Genomic DNA, 18958 nt, shown 5'->3' with positions numbered 1-18958 from the left:
GTGTCGGTCCCAGGGCACGGGTGGAACCGCCCGCGCCGGGGCGGTCCCACCCGTGACCGGTGTCGTCACGCCCCGACGGGGCCGTGTGTCCTGGCGGCCGCCTCGTCGGAGGCGATGATGCGGTGGACGTACCTCTCGACGAACTGTTCGTCGAACGGCGCCGCGGGGTGGTCGTCGCCGCCCAGCACGTGCTCGCCGGCGAGGCCGGCCCCGAACGTGAGCGTCAGGTTGTCCGGCGTCAGTCCGTCCACGAGTGCGGCGATCCGGGCCAGCGCACTCGTGGTGTCCGCGGCCGCGAAGGCCAGGGCCCGCTGCTTCCACTCGTCGAACGGCACCAGTTCACCGGTGCCCGTCACCGCGCCGACCATCTCGAAGAAGCGGTCGAAGCTCGGCGCCCCGGCGTTGACGAAGTCGTAGTCCCGGCCGATGCGGTCCCGCTCCTCGAGCATGATCGCGGTGATGGTCCGGGACAGATGGTCGACCGGCAGGACAGCCGTGAGACTGGCGCCCGTGCTCGGGAAGCACCCCAGGGCCATGCTGCCGGCGACCAGGTTGTGCAGGAAGTCGCCCCGGTCGAGCCGGAAGTGGCCGGTCGCGGCGGACGGCCCCACGAACGGCAGCCGGTACACCGAGGCCTTGGCGCCGCGCCAGCGTGCCGCGGTCACCATCTGCTCCGCCATCCACTTGGAGGTGACGTAGCCGTACTCCATCTCGTCCGGCGTGACCTCGTACCCGAGGTAGCGCGGCAGGGTCCCGAAGGTCGACATGACGTGCACCGCCTTGCCGCGGCCCGTCGACGCCAGCCGCAGGGACTCGTGCACACCGACCACGTTCGGGCCGATGTACTCGCTCAGGGGCCGCACCCAGTCCACGAGGGCGCCGGAGTGGCACACCGCGTCGACCTCGTCGGCGAGCCGGCCGAACGCCTCGCCCGTCAGCCCGAACAGCGGCTGGGACAGGTCGCCCACCACCGGATGCAGCAGCGACGCGAAGCCGTCCTGCCACATGCCGTAGCTCGACAGCACACCGGTCAGCCGCCGCGTGGCGGTCTCCTGGTCGTCGGCCCGCACCAGGCAGTGCGTGGCGACGCCGGCGGCCAGCAGTTCGCGCAGGAGGAAGGCGCCGACGAAGCCCGTGGCGCCGGTGAGGAACACGGACTCCGGACGTCCCAGCTCGCCTCGGCAGTTGTCGAACCGCAGCGTCGGGTCCAGGTAACCCTTGCGTACCGGCGCCATGTCGAGACCGGACGCGTTGTCCGTGTCCGCCGCACCGGCCGGTCCGGCGGTGTCCTCACCGGTGGAGACGGCCGCCTCCGTCGGCGCGTCCAGGCCACGCTCCAGCAGTTTCTCCAGCAGGAACTGGGCCAGCGACTTCAGGTTCGGACGATCGAGCGCGATCTTCGCCGGCAACGCGAGGCCGGTCATGTCCGCGAGCTGGTTGCGCATCAGGACGGCGGTCAGCGAGTCGATGCCGAGGTCCTGCAGCGGCAGGCCGGGGTCCACGTCGTTCATCGAGGCGAAGCCCAGCGTCCTGGCCACGCCCTCGCGGACCATGTCCAGCACGACCGACTCCTGCTCGGCCGGGGCGGTCTGGCCGAGCAGCCTGCGCAGACCCGCACCGCCGTCGCCCTTGGTGCGGGCGCCGCCGCCACCGTGGCTGCTCAGCAGCGAGCGCAGCAGCGGGGGTACGCCGCCCTGGTCCTCGTAGTAGCTCTGGATCCCGGTGAGGTCCAGTGCGGCCGCCACGGTCAGCGGGCGGCCGCTGCGCACCGTCTCCTCCAGCAGTTCCAGGCCGTCCTGGGGCGAGAGCGCGTCCATGCCGGTGCGGCTGATCCGGGCCCGGTCCCGTTCGCTGAGCGTCGCGGCCATGCCCTCGCCCTCCCACGGCCCCCACGCCACCGAGGTGGCCGGCAGGCCCTGGGCCCGGCGCAGGTACGCGAGCGAGTCCAGGAAGGCGTTGGCCGCCGCGTAGTTGCCCTGGCCCGGCGCCCCCAGGATGTCGGAGATCGAGGAGAAGAGCAGGAAGAAGTCCAGGTCGAGATCGCGCGTCAGCCCGTGCAGGTGCCAGGCCCCGTCCACCTTCGGTGAGAAGACGGTGTCCAGCCGTTCGGGCGTCAGCGCCGACAGAGCACCGTCGTCGAGCACACCGGCCGCGTGGACCACACCGCGCAGCGGACGGTCGGCGTCGAACAGGGCCAGCACCGAGGCCATGCCGTCCGCGTCGGCGGAGTCGGCGGCCACCACCGTGGCGGTCGCGCCGAGCTCCTCCAGGCCGGCCACCAGCGCGTCCGCGCCAGGGGTGTCCGGGCCGCGCCGCGAGGTGAGCACGAAGTCGCGCACCCCGTGGGCCTGCGCCAGCCAGGTGGCGACCTGCCGGCCCAGGCCCCCGACGCCACCGGTGACCAGCACCGATCCGCCCGGCCGGATGAACTCCTTCTGCTCGGTGGGTATCAGCACCACCTTGCCCACGTGCCGTGCCTGGGCCATGAAGCGGAGCGCGTCGGACGTGGCCGTGATCGGGAAGGTGCGCACCGGAAGTGGCGTGAGCTTGCCCGCCGCGAACAGTTCGGCCAGCGACACCAGCATCGCGTGCATCCGGTCCGGACTCGCCTCGAGCAGGTGGTAGACGCGGTACGTCACGCCGGGGTGGTTCTCGTCCACCCATGACTGCTCCCGCAGGTCGATCTTGCCGAGTTCCAGGAAGCGTCCGCCCTCGCCCAGCATGCCGAGACTCGCGTCGATGAACTCGTCGGCGAGCGAGTTCAGTACGACGTCGAAGCCGCGTCCGGGCGCGGTGCGGCCGAACGACTCGACGAAGCCCAGATCGCGGGAGGACGCGATGTGGTCGTCGTCCAGCCCCATCTCGCGCAGCGCCGCCCACTTCGGCTCGCTGGCAGTGCCGTACACCTCGGCGCCGTGCAGTCGCGCCAGCTGGACGGCTGCCATGCCGACGCCGCCCGCCGCGGCGTGGACCAGCACCCGCTCGCCCGGCTTCAGCGCGCCCAGGTCGTGCAGGCCGAACCACGCCGACAGGAACGTCATCGGGATGGTCGCGGCCTCCTCGAACGTGAGGTTCTCCGGGACGCGGACCACCCAGCGCGCGTCGGTGACGACCTCCGCGGCGAACGAGCCCTGGCCGAGGCCCAGTACCCGGTCGCCCACCCGGACGTCCTTGACACCGGCCCCGACCTCGGTGACCACACCGGAGAACTCCATCCCGAACACCGGGAGTTCGACCATGCCGAGCGCGTTGAGCACGTCCAGGAAGTTCACCCCGGCGGCCTTCACGTCGGCCCTGATCATGCCCGCCGCCAGCGGCTTCGGGGTCACCCGGCGCACCGACAGCGGCTGGTCCAGACGGCCCTTGGCGGCGATCTCCAGCTGCCAGCGGCCCTCCGGGGGCAGGGTCAGCTCGCCCGAGGCGCCGACCCGCTCGAGATGCGGGACGAGTACCTCGCCGTGCCGCAGCACGCACTCCGGTTCGTCGGAGATCATCAGCGCCGGGGCGAGAGCGGCCAGATCGGCGTCCTCGTCGCCGAGGTCGACCAGGCGCAGCGCGAGGTCGGGGTGCTCGCTGCGGGCGGTGCGCATCAGGCCCCACAGCGGACCCGCGCCGAGCCCGGAGGCCATGTCGTCGGCGTTGACACCCACCGCGCGGCGGGTCAGCCACACCAACGGCGGCGCGAACCCGGTCTCGGCCGCGGTGTGGAGCTGGCCGAGTGCCGCGGCGGACAGCGTGTGCGCCCCGGCCAGGGGGTCCTTGCCGGCGTCCCACAGGCAGATGACGCCGTCGAGCTCCTCGGCGTCCTCCAGGTCGCGCACCTTGAACGCCTGGACACCGGCCCGGCTCAGCGCCCTCTTCACCTCTGCCGCCCAGGGCACGTCACCGCCCGGCGACAGCAGGCCCCAGGAGCCGCCGATCTCCACCTTCTCGGTGTCGGCCGGCCGCCAGTTCACCTCGAACCGGAGCCGGTCCACGCCTTCCGCGGCCAGCCTTCGCAGCACCGCGCGGTCGACCCGCCGGGCGTGCATCCGCTCCAGCCGGCCGACGTTCTCGCCCGCGGAGTCGAAGAGGTCCAGGGACGCGTGGAACTCGCCGTCGCCCATCTCGAACTCGGCGACCCGGACCCATACTTCGGCCAGGCCCTTCTCCCGTATCGACAGGCGTTCCGCCTCGAACGGCACGAGGACGTCCTCGGGGTTCGTGTTCTGCATCCGCATGCTGAAGAGCTGCGACTGCATCGCCGAGTCCAGCAGAGCCGGGTGCAGGACGTAGCTGCGGGCGGTGTGCGCGGCGTCCTCGGGAAGGGCCGCCCGGGCCCACACCACCCCGTCGGCCTGCCACGCCTCCCGTATGCCCCGGAACACCGGGCCGAACTCGTAGCCGACGGCGTCCAGTTCGGCGTAGAGCGCGGAGATGTCGAGCCGCTCGGCGCCGGGCGGCGGCAGCACCACGGCGTCCGCCGTGACGGGCTTCGCGGGCACGATCCGGCCCTCGGCATGCAGCAGCCACTCGCCGTCCCTGCGGTCCGGTGCGCTGTACACCTGGACCGGCCGGGCGCCCTCGGACTCCTCCCCCACGACGACCTGCAGGCGGGCGGGCGCGCCGCCGGCGAACACCATCGGATACAGGAAGTCGACGTCGGCCACGTCCCATTCGCCGGGTGCGGTGGCATCGGCGGCCGAGCGCATCGCCTCGATGTACGCGGTGCCCGGCATCAGGACGGTGCCCATGATCTGGTGGTCCTGCACCCACGCCGGCTCCTCGGGCGCCACCACGGTCGTGAACACCGCCGTCCCGGTGCCGGCGATCCGCACGGCGCCGCCCAGCAGCGGGTGGTCGGTGTCGTCCAGACCGGCGCCGACCGTGCGGGGCGTCGACGGCTCGAACCAGAAGCGCTCACGCTGGAAGGCGTAGGTGGGCAGGGCGACCCGCTCACCGCCGAAGGGCCCGAACCAGCCGCGCCAGTCGACCGGCACGCCCCTCACGTGCAGGTCGGCGAGGCTGCGCCGGACGACGGCGGAGCCGTCCTTGCCCGCGGCCAGCGACGGCAGCCACGCGACGTCGGTCTCGTCGGCCAGGCACGCCACGCCCATGCCGGAGAGCACCGGCTGCGGACCGAGCTCCAGGAAGGTGGTGACGCCCTCGCGGTGCAGGGTCGCGATGCCGTCGCTGAAGCGCACCGCGTGGCGCACCTGGCGCACCCAGTAGGCGGCCTGCTCGAGCTCGCCCGGCGCGGCCAGGGCTCCGGTGAGACTGCTGACCAGCGGGATCGCCGGGGGACGGTACGTCACGGTCTCGGCGACCGCCTGGAAGCCGGACAGCATGGCGTCCATGTGGTGCGAGTGGAACGCGTGCGACACCGTCAGTTCCTTGACCCGGTGTCCCCGGTCGGCGAAGTGCGCCGCCAGGGCCCGCACGGCGTCGGCGTCGCCGGAGACGACGGTCTGTGTCGGGGTGTTGAGGCCGGCCAGATCGATGCTGCCGGTCAGGTCCAGCTCCCGCACCGCGGCCTCGGCCTCGGCGGCACCGGCCTCGATCGAAGCCATCGCGCCGCGGCTGGGCAGCGCCTGCATCAGGCGGCCCCGGGCGGCCACCAGACGGGACGCGTCGGCCAGGTCGAAGACGCCGGCGACGTGCGCGGCGGCGAGTTCACCGATGCTGTGGCCCAGGAGCAGCTGCGGCCGCACGCCCCAGCTCTCCCACAGCCGCCACAGCGCCACCTCCAGCGCGAAGAGGGCCGGCTGGGTGAAGTCGGTCCGGTCGAGCAGCGCGGCGTCGGCGGTCCCCTCCTCGGCCCACATGACATCGAGCAGCGGACGGTCCAGTTCGGTGAAGTGGGCGACGATCTCGTCGAGCGCGGCGCGGAACACCGGATGGGTCTCGTACAGATCCCTGCCCATGCCGACCCGTTGACTGCCCTGCCCGGTGAACAGCAGGGCCAGGCGCTGCTCCTCGGCGCTGTCACCGGTGCGCGCGGCGCCCGGCGGGGTCTCCCCGCTGCGGGCGAAGGAACCGAGTTTGTCCAGCAGCTCGGACCTGTCCTTCGCCATCACCACGAGCCGCTTGCGGAAGTGGCTGCGGGTGGTGGCCAGCGAATGCGCCAGGTCGAGGAGCCGGTCCTGGATGTTCATGCCCACGTACTGGTGCAGCGCCTCGGCCTGCGCGCGCAGGGCGGCGTCGGTGGACCCGGACACCACGAACGGCAGCGTGGACGGCGGCTGCGCCGCGGGCCTGTCCGACGGGAGGGGCGCCGGCGGTTCCTCCACGACGACGTGTGCGTTGGTGCCGCCGATGCCGAACGAGCTCACGCCGGCGCGGCGCGGCCGGTCCTTCGGCAGCCACGGCTGCGGCTCCAGGGCGAGGGCCATGTTCGCGCCTGCCCAGTCCACGTCCGGGGTGGCTTCGGAGACGTGCAGGGTGCGCGGAATCACGTTGTGCCGCATGGACAGGACGACCTTCATCACACCCGCCAGGCCGGCGGCCGCCTGGGTGTGGCTGAGGTTCGACTTGACCGAGCCGACCCACAGCGGTTCATCGGGGTGACTGCCGCCGAAGACCTCGCCGAGGGCGGTGCCCTCGATGGGGTCGCCGAGGCGGGTGCCGGTGCCGTGGGCCTCCAGGTAGTCGATGTCCTTCGGCTGCAGCCCGGACGCGCCGAGAGCGGCGCGGATGACCTTCTGCTGAGCGGGTCCGCTGGGTGTGGTCAGGCTCGCCGCGTGGCCGTCGTGGTTGACGGCGGTGCCGCGCAGGACGGCATGGACGGTGTCGCCGTCGCGTTGCGCGTCGGAGAGCCGCTTCAGGATGACGACGGCGACGCCCTCGCTCCATCCGGTCCCGTCGTTGTCGGCGGAGAACGACCGGCACAGCCCGTCGGGCGACATCCCGCGCAGCCTGCTGAACTCGACGTTCATGTTGGACGTGAGCAGGATGGTCGCGCCGCCGGAAACCGCCAGGTCGCACTCGCCGTCACGCAGCGCGTTGGCCGCGAGGTGAGTGGTCACCAGGGACGACGAACAGGCCGTGTCGATCGTGATGGTGGGGCCTTCGAGGCCGAACACATGGGAGATCCGGCCGGACGCGGTCGCGAGCGCGGAGCCCGTACCCACGTACCCGTCCAGGTCGGCTATGGAACCGCCGGTGGTGATGCCGTACTCCTGGTACGAGGAGTTCTTGCCGACGCCGATGTACGTGGCGGTCTGGCTTCCGCGCAGCTGGTCGAGCGTGTAGCCCGCGCGTTCGAACGCCTCCCACGTCGTCTCCAGCATCAGCCGCTGGAGCGGATCCATCGCGTGCGCCTCCCGCGGTGCGATGCCGTAGAACGACGCGTCGAACATGTCGATCGGCGTGGCGAGGAAGCCCCCGCGGCGGGTCACCGACTTGCCGCGCACGTCCGGGTCGGGATCGTAGATCGCGTCGGCGTCCCATCGGTCGGCGGGCACCTCGGTGATGCCGTCGGCCCCGCGCTCCAGCAGGTCCCACAGCTCCTCCGGGCTGCTCACGTCGCCGGGAAGCCGGCAGGCCATGCCGATGATGGCGATGGGCTCGTCCTCCGCCCGGCGGCTCGACGGGATCTGCGTCGGGCCGGTCCGGGCGCCGGCGAGGTGCGCCGCCAGGGCCTTGACGGTGAAGTGCTCGAAGAGCTTGGCCGAGGAGACCGGCCGGCCCAGCACCTTCTCCAGGCGGGTCTGGACGCGGACCACGCGCAGGGAGTCACCGCCGATCTCGAAGAAGTTCTGGTTGACGCCGATGCGGTCGTGGCCCAGTACGTCCGACCAGATCGCGAGGATGTCCCGCTCCAGCTCGTTGGCGGGCTTGGCCATGGCTCCGGCGTCGGTGACCGGGCTCGGCAGGGCGTTGCGGTCGATCTTGCCGTTGGGGGTGAGCGGGAACTCGTCGAGCTCGACGAAGAACGCCGGCACCATGTACGCGGGCAGCCGCTCGGCCAGCCAGGGGCGAAGGAGGCGGCCCATCGGCTCCTTCGCCGGCTCGCCCGCCGCGGGCACGTTCGCGTACCGGGCCAGGGTGGCGCGGTCGGTGGCGGCGGCCGGGCGCAGGCTCAGGTCCGGCGTCATGCCCGGGCGCCAGAACACCGCGTCGAAGGTCCACTTGTCACCGGAGCGGCTGGGGAGCAGCGCGCACTCCAGTCCGGCCTCCTGGGCGATCTCGGTGAGGTCACGGGGATCCACCGGGAGGCCGTACGGTTCCGTCGCCTCGCCGAGGGCCCCGACGGGATCGGGCACCTCGGCGAGCCGGCCGTTGGACACGTCGGTCAGGCGCAGCGGCCCGCCGTCGAGGCCGGCGAGCAGTTCGGGCAGGGCGGCGATCTCGAGCGACTCGGTCCGCCAGTCGTGCTCGGTGCCGACGGCCTGCGCCTGCGGGCCGCCGCCGATGTGGAGCGTCACGTCGTAGCGGTAGCGAGTCATCTCGTTGACGTACCGGCCGTTGCGCAGCATGACGTCGACGCGGGTGATCTGCGGGAAGAGGGCGGGAAGGTCGGCGAAGTAGTCCTGCGCGACGACCAGTTCGCGCTCGGCCCGCACCGCGCGTTCGACGCGGCGGGCCACCTCCTCGAGCGCGAGGTCGTCGTGGCGGAACTGGATCACGTCGGCATGGAACATGCGCAGCAGCGACAGGTCGCGGATGTCACCGAGGAACACCCGCCCCTCCGTCACCGCGGTGGTCGCCCACTCCAGCACCGAGGTCAGGTAGTCGACGCTCGGGAAGTACTGGGCCACCGAGTTGACGATCACGGTGTCGAAGGAGCCGGCGGCCACAGCCGGCAGGTCGTGCGCCGGGCGGTGCTCGCACGTGACGTTCGGCAGCGACTGCAGGTGGTGCCGGGTGACCTCGACGGCCTGGGCCGAGGCGTCCACCGCGTGGTACGCGGCGCAGTGCGGCGCGACGGCGAACATCATCAGGCCGGTGCCGAAGCCGACCTCGAACACGCGCTGGGGCGCGTAGGACAGGATGCGGTCGACCGAACCGCGCTGCCAGTCACGCATCTCGGCCGCGGAGAACGGCAGGCCGTCGTAGCTGTTGCGCCAGCCGGCCAGGTTGAAGGTGGCGTCGTCGGCGTCGGACTCGTAGGCGCGGTCCCAGGCGCCGGCCCACTCGGCCAGCGCGGCGCGCTGCACCTCCTCGTCGTGGGCGGACCCGGTCGGCGCGGCGGCCTCGCGGACGCAGTAGGCGACCAGCTGGTCGTCGCGGCCGACGACGACTGCGCGGGCGATGTCGTCGTGGGCGGTCAGCGTCGCCTCGATGTCGCCCAGTTCGATGCGGTGGCCGCGGAGCTTCAGCTGGCTGTCGTTGCGGCCGAGCACGCGCAGCGCACCGGGTGCGACGAACCGGGCCAGGTCGCCGGTGCGGTACAGCGTGTTGCCGGCGCGGAACGGGTCGGGGACGAAGCGGGCCCGGGTCTGCTCGGGGGCGGCGTGGTAGCCGTGTGCCACGCCGGCACCGCCGATGCACAGTTCCCCGGGGAAGCCGGGCGGCACCGGCGCGAGGTTCTCGTCCAGGACGTGGAGCTGGGTGTTGGCCACCGGCCGGCCGATGACGACATCGCCCTCCGGCTCCACCCGCCAGATGCTGGACCAGACGGTGGTCTCGGTGGGCCCGTACAGGTTCCAGACGGCGTCGCCGCAGCCGAGCAGACGGTCGGCCAGTGCGCGCGGCAGGGCCTCGCCCCCGCACAGGATCTTGCCCAGGCGCGGGTCGCCCTGCCAGCCCGCGTCCAGCAGCAGCTGCCAGGTCGCCGGCGTGCCCTGCATCATCGTGACCCCGTGCCGCTCCATCAGGCCGATCAGCGCGTTCGCGTCGACCGTCTCGTGGGCCTGGGCGATGACCGTGGCGGCCCCGCTGAGCAGCGGCAGGAACAGTTCCAGCACCGCGATGTCGAAGGAGATGGTGGTGACCGCCAGCAGCCGGTCGGTCTCGGCGCAGCCAGGCTCCCGGCGCATGGACTCCAGCAGGTTGCACAGCGCGCCGTGGCTGATCTCCACGCCCTTGGGCGTGCCGGACGTGCCGGACGTGTAGATGACGTAGGCGAGGTCGTCGGCCCCGACCTCGACGCCCGGGTCGGCGGCGTGGCCGTCGGCACGCCCGTCGGCGGCGCCCGTGATGCTCAGGCAGCGCGTCGACCACTCGGCGAGGTTGGCGGGTGCAGCGGCCGGGGTGAGGACGATCCGGGGGTCGGCGTCGTCGATCATCTGGCGGATGCGTTCCGCCGGGAACGCCGGGTCGACCGGCACATAGGCGGCACCCGTCTTCAGCGCGGCCAGCACGGCCACGACGACGTCGGGCGAGCGGTCCAGCGCTATGCCGACCAGGTCGCCGCGGCCGATGCCGCGCTCGATCAGCGTGTGCGCGACACGGTTCGCCCGGCTGTTGAGGTCACCGTAGGTCAGCCGCGTGTCGGCGCAGATCACTGCGACGTTGTCGGCGTGGCGCTCGGCGGCCCGCTCGAAGAGCGTGTGCAGGCGGTGGCCGAGGACGGTGTTGTCGTCGGTGGCGTTGAAGGCGTCGGTCGACGACGCGCGCTCCGCCGCGGAGAGGATGTCGACGGACGCCAGGGTCTCGTCGGCCAGCCCGGGTACGCGGTCGCACCAGGCGCCGATCTGCGCGGCGAGGCGGGCGACGTCGCCGCGGGCCAGACGCCGGGCGTCGAAGTGGAACTCGACCGTCTCGCCGTCGGGTCGGACGACCAGGTTCAGCGCCGGGCGCCGGCCGTCCGCGGGCTCCGCATCGCCCCACGAGATCATCACGTCGGGCGTCAGGTCGCCGGCGTCCCACAGCCGGCGCAGCGTCTCGTCCCGTCCGATCTGGTCACGGCGCAGCCATCCCTTCTCCTGCCCGAGACGGAACTCCTCGGCGACCGACCGGAGGTTGTCGGCGACCGTCCGGCCGGGGTCGACCGTGGCGCGCAGCGGCAGCCAGGCGGCGAACAGGTCCCGGTAGCCGGGGTCGATCCCGTCGCGGGGCGCGGCGACGGCGAGAGTGACGTCGTTCGCCCTGGCCGCCCGGCTCAGGTACGTGCTCACCAGGCCGACCAGGGCGGACACCCCGCCGGGAGCGGCGCAGCGCGCGACGACGGGAGCGGCGTCCTGCTCGGTGCCGGAGGCCTGTGGCGTGAAGGGCAGGCGGAACGGGTGGGCGTCGGCGCCAAGGCGCTTGCGCCAGTGGGCGGCGGCCTTCGACGCCCGGGTGCCGGTCTCGGTGATGCCGTCCCGGAGCGCGGCGCCGGGAGCCAGGAGGATCAGGCCGGCCCGGACCGCGTTCTCCGTCCGGAGGCTGTCCGTGTCGACCGGCTCGCCCTCCAGCGTGCTCAGCCGGATCAGGCGAACGGCGCCGGTGGCCGTGGCCACGTTCAGGCCGTCCGCGTCGCAGGTCAGCACCTCGCCGGGGGCGGCACCGGGGGACGCCTCGCCGACGCGGGCCTCGCGGACGGCGAGAATGCGCCCGTTGACGTTCGCCTTGGGCCACACGAGCGGGCAGCCGAACAGCCCGTGGTCGGTCGCCCGGACCATGGCGACGATGTCCTCGGCCTCGCGGGCCCAGTCGATCAGGCCCTCGGCGGAGAACTGCGTGTGCCGGGAGAAGTAGCGGCGCGCGGCCAGGTCCTGGGGGACGGCGGTCTCACGGCCTTCGGCGATGTCGCCGATCAGTTCGGCCACGCTCGCGACAGCCGCGTCGTCGCACTTCACGCCCAGCGACAGCGCGGTCTCGTCGGGGTCGACCGGCACCGGTATTCGCTTGAGGATGTCGCCGCCGTCGACCAGCTCGCCGATCCGGTGCCACGTGATGGCGTAGTCGCTCTCACGGTTGGCGACGGCCCAGGAGGGTGCGTTCAGTCCGGCGTACTCGGGCAGCGGCCCGTAGTGGTAGTTGACGCTCGTCCGATGCGCGCATGCCAGCAGCGCCTCGGGGATCAGGGCGTCGTTCCCGATGCTGAGAAGCACGTCGCACGACAGCCGGGCCGGGTCGAGAAGCGCGTCGGCGAGGTCGTGGTGGCCGATTCCCGATTTGACGGCCCAGGCGCGGACCACGGCGTCGCCGGTCACCACCGCCCGGATCCGATGTCCTGCCGACAGCAGCGCCTCACCGCAGCGTGCGAGGACACCACCCTTACCGATCAGAACCACGTTCAGAGTCCGCATCACTGTTCCCCCTTCAGGTCCCCCGTGGCGGAGCTTCAAAGCGATGTTCCCCCGCGGCGGAGTCGCAGAGCGATCAACATCGATGACACGCGGTCATGATGTGTCGCTACTTGATGCCCAGTCAAGAAGATTACGCACCGGGCGAGTTGGGACTTTTGACACCTGACGTAACATCAGTTGACCGGATTCTCGGCAGCCTCACGGCCCCCGGAAACCCCTCGTGCCACGACCGCACCATCGGCAACGGACGATGTCGGTCTTCTCGGCGACCGGGTCGATTTCCCCTCGGGCGTGGACGGCCATGGGGCGCTCCGGTTCGGCAGTTCGGCCGACACATGGGGCTCGGCGGCCGTGAGTGCGATGGTCCGCGGCACCGACGAGATGGCCGCCGTCCGAGCAGCCTTCTGGTTCGATCAGTTCGGATCGGCGACCTGCCCCTCTCCTGAGTTCACGCCGGCAGGTCCTGGCTCTCGGAGGTCTGACACTGGGGGTCGCCGCCGTCACCGTCACCGGCCTCGGAGGCCCGGCGTGGGCCGATTCCGCCGCCGATGTGGTGCTGGTGCCGGTCGGCGCGAGCCCGGTCGCGGTCCTTCCGGGCGTCGGTGTCCAACCGGCGGCGTTCCCGGGACAGTTGGCCGTGCAGGTCCAGCACACGGGCGCGGGTCTTCCGGCCGGGACCGAAGTGGCCGTCACCTACGACCCCCGGCTCTACTCCCCGCTGCCACGCCGCGGTGGCCACCGTCGACGACCGTAGGCCGCGCACGACGAGCACGATCACCACCGCCCCCGAGACGCTCGCGACCTGCACGGTCACCCTGTCCGAAACCGTCGCCGCGGGCAGTGATCCGGTGGTCGTCGCGGGAACCGCGTACCCCGTGTTCTGTCCGCGCGACCTGGTCGTCGGGCCCGCGGACGCGACCGCCGCCATGAGCCGGAAGAACGCGAAGGCGAGCGATTCGAGATCAGCCTGGATCTCGACAAGCTCACCCCGCCGCGCGGCAACTGGAAGTCAGCACCGAATCAGCTCGGGAACACCGAAAGGGCCGGGCCCCCAGAGCCCGGCCTCTTCTGGTCTGCCCACTTGGCGATGCACCTAGCGCGCAGTAACGAACCGATCACACATTGAAGCGGAACTCCACCACGTCCCCGTCCTGCATGACGTAGTCCTTGCCCTCCATGCGGGCCTTGCCCTTGGCGCGGGCCTCGGCCACCGAGCCGGTTTCGACCAGGTCGGCGAAGGAGATGACCTCGGCCTTGATGAAGCCCTTCTGGAAGTCGGTGTGGATCACGCCGGCCGCCTCGGGGGCCGTGGCGCCCTTCTTGATGGTCCAGGCGCGGGATTCCTTGGGGCCGGCCGTGAGGTAGGTCTGGAGGCCGAGGGTGTCGAAGCCGACGCGGGCGAGGGTGGCCAGGCCGGGTTCCTCGGCGCCCACCGACTCCAGGAGCTCCAGGGCGTCCTCCTCGTCGAGCTCGGCGAGGTCCTGCTCCAGCTTGGCGTTGAGGAAGATCGCCTCGGCGGGGGCGACCAGGGCGCGCTGCTCGGTCTTGAAGTCCTCGTCGAGCAGTTCGTCCTCGTCGACGTTGAAGACGTAGAGGAACGGCTTGGTGGTGAGGAGGTGCAGGTCGTGCAGGAGCTCGGCGCGCTCCGAGCCCTGGACGATGCCATGGGCGAAGAGCGTGTCGCCCTTCTCCAGGATCTCCTTGGCCTCCTCCACCGCCTTGACCTTGGGAGCCACGTCCTTCTTGATGCGCGACTCCTTCTGGAGACGCGGCAGGACCTTCTCGATGGTCTGGAGGTCGGCGAGGATCAGCTCGGTGTTGATCGTCTCGATGTCGTCCTTCGGCGAGACCTTGCCGTCGACGTGCACGACGTTCTCGTCCTTGAAGGCCCGGATGACCTGGCAGATCGCGTCGGACTCACGGATGTTCGCGAGGAACTTGTTGCCCAGGCCCTCGCCCTCGGAGGCGCCGCGCACGATGCCCGCGATGTCGACGAAGTCGACCGTGGCCGGAAGGATGCGCTCGGACTTGAAGATCGACGCCAGCTTGGCCAGGCGGGCGTCGGGCACGCCGACGACACCCACGTTGGGCTCGATCGTGGCGAACGGGTAGTTGGCCGCGAGCACGTCGTTCTTGGTCAGGGCGTTGAACAGGGTCGACTTGCCGACATTCGGCAGGCCGACGATTCCGATCGTGAGCGACACGTTGCGACTTCCCGTAGTGAGTGGGTGAGTGAGCCGGGGGGGCTGCCAGTGCCGGCGGGCCGGCCGATCCACCAGTTTACGGGGTTCGGGGCACCCTGCCGGCGGCCGCGTCGAACACCTGGCCACGGGCCGCTCTTCGGCTTGGTTTCGGCGTGTCTGGGCTGCGACTGGGCACATAAACCGACCTAGGTTGGTCCGGTGGAGCATCACAGGACCCGACCCCGACAGCCCGGACCGCGTCGAGGCGGCCCCCGTCCGCCGCTGCCTCCGCAGGGGAGACCGCGGCCGGGGACGGCCGGGCGCAGGCCCGCTCCCGGAAGGCCGCGTCCGGCACCGGTGGCGGGGCCCCCGCGGCTGCCGAATCCACGGCTCACGGGGCTCGGCTGCGGCCTCTTCTGCATGGCCGCGATGATCCTGCTCGGCTTCCTGGACGACCTGCTCTTCGGGGCGTCCCTGACCGTGTACGGCGTACTGTCCCTGCCGGCGTCCGCGCTGACCGCGCTCTGGGTGCGCGGGGGCGATCTGCTGACCGCCCCCGTCGTCATCCCGATCGCCTTCGCCGTCGGTCTGCCGACCGTCGCCGACGACGGTGGCGGCGGTTTCCTGGGCAGCGTGATGGGCCTGGTGACGGCCCTGTCCACGCAGGCCGGCTGGCTCTACGGCGGGACCCTGATCGCCGGGGTGATCGTCCTCGTCCGCCGGATCCGGATGATCCGGACGAACCGAACCGTCCGGCGCCGCAGCCGAGCCTGACCCCGGCCAACATGCCCGGGCCCGGCCGGCGGGCCGGGGTCACGGGGTGCCTGGGTCACAGGGCGCCGGGGAGCCGCCTACTTGGCGTGGTGCGCCGCGCGCATCGCCGCGCCCACGATCCCCGCGTTGTTCTGCAGCTGGGCCGGGACGATCTCGGCCTTGACGCCCTCGATGTACGGCAGGAACTTGTCGGCCTTGCGGCTCACCCCGCCGCCGATGATGAACAGGCTCGGGGAGAAGAGCATCTCGACGTGCGCCAGATACTTGTTGACCCGGCGGGCCCAGTGCTCCCAGCTCAGGTCGCCGTCTTCCTTGGCCTTGCTGGAGGCCTTCTTCTCGGCGTCGTGCCCGTCCAGCTCCAGGTGGCCCAGCTCGGTGTTGGGGACCAGCTCGCCGTCGGTGAACAGCGCGCTGCCGATGCCGGTGCCGAAGGTGAGCAGCATGACGACACCCTTGCGGTCCCGGCCGGCGCCGAACTCCATCTCGGCCACACCCGCCGCGTCCGCGTCGTTGACCACCGTCACCGGGAGTCCGCCGAGCCGCTCGCTGAAGAGCGTGCGCGCGTCGGTGTCGATCCAGCTCTTGTCGACGTTCGCCGCCGTACGGATGTGGGTGCCGTCGGTGATCACCCCGGGGAAGGTGAGCCCGACCGGGCCGCTCCACCCGAAGTGGTCGACGACCTGCTTGACCCCGTCGGCGACGCCGTCCGGGGTCGCCGGGTGCGGGGTGAGTACCTTGCACCGCTCCTGGGCCAGGTCGCCCTTGTCCAGGTCCACGGGAGCGCCCTTGATCCCGGAACCACCGATGTCCACGCCGAAGATCTGCATGGCTATACGTTACGTCGTACGACTGACGGTCACGACGTCGGACGAGCCCGTGGTCACACAGCTGTACGGAGGCCGCTCAGGCGCCGGCGCCGGTGCCGCCGCGCTCGGCGACCAGGGTGGCCGCCTCTTCGCGCAGGTCACGGCGGAGTTCCTTGGGGAGCGAGAAGGTGATGGACTCCTCGGCCGCCTTGACGATCTCGACGTCGCCGTAGCCGCGCTCGGCGAGCCACTCCAGGACCTGCTCGACCAGCACCTCGGGTACGGAGGCGCCGGACGTGACGCCGACGGTGGTCACGCCCTCCAGCCACGCCTCGTCGATCTCGGCGGCGAAGTCGACCAGGTACGCGTCGCGGGAGCCGGCCAGCTTGGCGACCTCGACCAGCCTCTTGGAGTTGGAGGAGTTGCGGGAGCCGACCACGATGACCAGCTCGGCCTCGGCGCCCATCTGCTTCACGGCGAGCTGACGGTTCTGCGTGGCGTAGCAGATGTCGTCGCTGGGCGGCGAGATGAGCTGCGGGAACTTCTCCTTGAGTGCGTCGACGGTCTCCATCGTCTCGTCGACGGAGAGGGTGGTCTGGGAGAGCCAGACGACCTTGGACTCGTCGCGGACCTCGACCTTCGCCACGTCCGCCGGGCCGTCGACCAGCTGGATGTGGTCGGGGGCCTCGCCGGAGGTGCCGATGACCTCCTCGTGGCCCTCGTGGCCGATCAGGAGGATGTCGTAGTCCTCGTTGGCGAAGCGGACGGCTTCCTTGTGGACCTTGGTGACCAGCGGGCAGGTGGCGTCGATGGTGGCGAGGCGGCCGCGCTCGGCCTCCTCGTGGACGACGGGGGCGACGCCGTGCGCGGAGAACATCACGATGTTCCCCGGCGGGACCTCCTCGGTCCGCTCGACGAAGATCGCGCCCTTCTTCTCCAGGGTCTGCACGACGTACTTGTTGTGCACGATCTCGTGCCGGACATAGATCGGGGCCCCGTACTGCTCCAGGGCCTTCTCGACGGCGATCACGGCGCGGTCCACACCCGCGCAGTAGCCACGGGGGGCGGCGAGCAGGACACGGCGGCCAGGCGAAGCAGTCATGGCACCCATCGTAAGGCCGCGTTGGGTTCGCCCCCGCCGCCCTTACCCGTCCCGTCCCTCCAGGGGGTGGGCCCCCTTCGACCGCCCGTTTCGGGGGCTGCCGCCCCCGGACCCCCGCTTCGGCCTGAACGGCCTCGTCCTCAAACGCCGGACGGGCTGGAGGGGGCGCGGACCGGCTCTCCTCCTCAGCCGGACGGACTGGAGGGGGCGCGGACCGGCTCTCCTCCTCAGCCGGACGGACTGGTGGAGGCGCGGACCGGCTCTCCTCCTCAGCCGGACGGACTGGAGGGGGCGCGGACCGGCTCTCCTCCTCAGCCGGACGGACGGGTGGAGGCGCGGACCGGCTCTCCTCCTCGGACGGCGGACGGACTGAGAGGTGGTGGCGACCGGTCTTCGTCCAGGGCTGTCGGTGTGCGCCGTTACGCTCGGCGCATGGCTTTGAACACGTCCGCTGAAGCTCCTGTGCCCGTCGGTGAGGTCTCCCGGCTGATCGGGGGGTGGATCGACCGGCTCGGGGCCGTCTGGGTCGAGGGGCAGATCACGCAGCTGTCGCGGCGGCCGGGGGCCGGGGTCGTGTTTCTGACGTTGCGGGATCCGTCGTACGACATCTCGATCGGCGTGACCTGTTTCCGGCAGGTGTTCGACGCCGTGGCCGACGTGGTCGGTGAGGGGGCCCGGGTCGTCGTGCACGCGAAGCCCGAGTGGTACGCGCCGCGGGGGCAGCTGTCCCTGCGGGCCGTCGAGATAAAGCCGGTCGGGGTCGGGGAGTTGTTGGCGCGGCTGGAGATGCTGAAGAAGGGGCTGGCGGCGGAGGGGCTGTTCGCGGCGGAGCGGAAGAAGCCGTTGCCGTTCCTTCCGCAGTTGATCGGGCTGGTGTGCGGGCGGGCCTCGGCCGCCGAGCGGGACGTGCTGGAGAACGCCCGGCACCGGTGGCCCGCGGTGCGGTTCGAGGTGCGGAACGTGCCGGTGCAGGGCGTGCACGCCGTGCCGCAGGTCGTGCAGGCCGTGAAGGAGCTCGACGCGATGGAGGAGGTGGATGTGATCATCGTCGCGCGTGGGGGCGGCAGCGTGGAGGACCTGCTGCCGTTCTCCGACGAGCAGCTGGTGCGGGCGGTCGCCGGGTGCCGTACGCCGGTCGTCTCCGCCATCGGGCACGAGCCCGACAACCCGCTGCTCGACTACGTCGCCGACCTGCGTGCCTCCACCCCCACCGACGCCGCCAAGAAGGTCGTCCCGGACGTGGGGGAAGAGGTGGAGCGGGTGCGGATGCTGCGGGACCGGGGACGGCGGTGTGTCGAGGCGCTGGTGGCGCGGGAGGAGCGGGGGCTGGCGCACGCGCTCGCGCGGCCGGCCATGGAGGATCCGCACCGGATGGTCGACGAACGGGCCGATCACGTCGCCTCGCTGGTGGACCGTTCGCGGCGCTGCCTCGGGCATCTGCTCGACCGCGCCGACTCGGAGCTGACGCACACGCACGCGCGCGTGGTGGCACTCTCCCCGGCCGCCACGCTGCAGCGGGGGTACGCCGTGCTGCAGAAGGGCGATGGTCACGTGGTGCGGGCCCCCGGGGAGATCGAGCCGGGTGAGGCGTTGCGGGCGCGGGTCGCCGAGGGTGAGTTCACGGTGCGGGTGGACGGCTAGTCCACGTCGTACGGGCATGTCGTACGGACGTATGAGAGAGGTATGTGCATGAGCAGCAAGGCGGAGGAGACGCTCTCCTACGAGCAGGCGCGGGACGAGCTGATCGAGACCGTGCGGCGGCTGGAGGCCGGCGGGACGAGCCTTGAGGAGTCCCTGGCGCTCTGGGAGCGGGGTGAGGAGCTGGCCCAGGTGTGCCGGCGGTGGCTGGAGGGGGCCCGGGCCCGGCTGGACGCGGCGCTGGCCGAGGAAGAGGTGGAGGGGGAAGGGGAAGGGGCCGAAGAGGAGGGCTGAGCGGGG

8 protein-coding genes are annotated in these 18958 nt (G+C 71.8%); 3 read left to right on the top strand and 5 right to left on the bottom strand.

The window, feature by feature from the left end; all coding sequences use genetic code 11:
* Positions 1-65 precede the first annotated feature (65 nt).
* The 3 genes from ACFY6U_RS40670 to ychF form a co-directional block, all read right to left on the bottom strand.
* On the bottom strand, positions 66-12155 hold the full coding sequence (locus ACFY6U_RS40670) for an amino acid adenylation domain-containing protein (RefSeq protein WP_390046565.1): 12090 nt from the start codon (positions 12153-12155) through the stop codon (positions 66-68).
* A gap of 448 nt (positions 12156-12603) precedes the next feature.
* A complete protein-coding gene (locus ACFY6U_RS40665; RefSeq protein ID WP_390046563.1) occupies positions 12604-12969 on the bottom strand; it encodes a hypothetical protein in 366 nt (121 codons plus the stop codon).
* A 301-nt stretch (positions 12970-13270) separates the two neighbouring features.
* Positions 13271-14359, bottom strand: a complete 1089-nt coding sequence (ychF, locus tag ACFY6U_RS40660) for a redox-regulated ATPase YchF (protein ID WP_351489986.1) — start codon at positions 14357-14359, stop codon at positions 13271-13273.
* Positions 14360-14758: 399 nt separating this feature from the next.
* Here ychF and ACFY6U_RS40655 point away from each other — a divergent pair, with 399 nt between their 5' ends.
* Positions 14759-15112, top strand: coding sequence for a DUF6542 domain-containing protein (locus ACFY6U_RS40655; protein WP_390046561.1), 354 nt, complete (start codon positions 14759-14761; stop codon positions 15110-15112).
* A gap of 77 nt (positions 15113-15189) precedes the next feature.
* Here the strand turns inward: ACFY6U_RS40655 and ppgK are convergent, their stop codons facing one another.
* Together ppgK and ACFY6U_RS40645 are read right to left on the bottom strand one after the other, a co-directional pair.
* Complete coding sequence (ppgK, locus tag ACFY6U_RS40650) at positions 15190-15939, bottom strand: polyphosphate--glucose phosphotransferase (RefSeq protein WP_390046559.1); 750 nt, start codon at positions 15937-15939, stop codon at positions 15190-15192.
* Positions 15940-16015: 76 nt separating this feature from the next.
* Positions 16016-17029 carry a 4-hydroxy-3-methylbut-2-enyl diphosphate reductase gene (locus tag ACFY6U_RS40645; RefSeq protein ID WP_351489994.1) on the bottom strand — a complete coding sequence of 338 codons (1014 nt, stop codon included), beginning with the start codon at positions 17027-17029 and terminating at the stop codon, positions 16016-16018.
* A 423-nt stretch (positions 17030-17452) separates the two neighbouring features.
* Here ACFY6U_RS40645 and xseA point away from each other — a divergent pair, with 423 nt between their 5' ends.
* Both xseA and ACFY6U_RS40635 read left to right on the top strand, forming a co-directional pair.
* Positions 17453-18661: an exodeoxyribonuclease VII large subunit gene (xseA, locus tag ACFY6U_RS40640; RefSeq protein ID WP_390046557.1), complete on the top strand. Its 1209-nt coding sequence runs from the start codon at positions 17453-17455 to the stop codon at positions 18659-18661.
* 48 nt (positions 18662-18709) lie between these two features.
* Positions 18710-18952 carry an exodeoxyribonuclease VII small subunit gene (locus ACFY6U_RS40635; RefSeq protein ID WP_390046555.1) on the top strand — a complete coding sequence of 81 codons (243 nt, stop codon included), beginning with the start codon at positions 18710-18712 and terminating at the stop codon, positions 18950-18952.
* The last annotated feature ends 6 nt before the right edge of the window (positions 18953-18958 follow it).

The sequence above is a fragment of the Streptomyces sp. NPDC013157 genome (genome assembly GCF_042899865.1).
Taxonomy (GTDB): Bacteria; Actinomycetota; Actinomycetes; order Streptomycetales; family Streptomycetaceae; genus Streptomyces.
This window is presented reverse-complemented; position numbering and strand designations above follow the sequence as displayed.

What these genes read in the sequence shown, in the direction of transcription:
- ACFY6U_RS40645 (WP_351489994.1), bottom strand. Translation starts at nt 17,029, where the DNA reads ATGGGTGCCATGACTGCTTCGCCTGGCCGCCGTGTCCTGCTCGCCGCC.
- xseA (WP_390046557.1), top strand. Translation starts at nt 17,453, where the DNA reads ATGGCTTTGAACACGTCCGCTGAAGCTCCTGTGCCCGTCGGTGAGGTC.
- ACFY6U_RS40635 (WP_390046555.1), top strand. Translation starts at nt 18,710, where the DNA reads ATGAGCAGCAAGGCGGAGGAGACGCTCTCCTACGAGCAGGCGCGGGAC.
- ACFY6U_RS40670 (WP_390046565.1), bottom strand. Translation starts at nt 12,155, where the DNA reads ATGCGGACTCTGAACGTGGTTCTGATCGGTAAGGGTGGTGTCCTCGCA.
- ppgK (WP_390046559.1), bottom strand. Translation starts at nt 15,939, where the DNA reads ATGCAGATCTTCGGCGTGGACATCGGTGGTTCCGGGATCAAGGGCGCT.
- ACFY6U_RS40655 (WP_390046561.1), top strand. Translation starts at nt 14,759, where the DNA reads ATGGCCGCGATGATCCTGCTCGGCTTCCTGGACGACCTGCTCTTCGGG.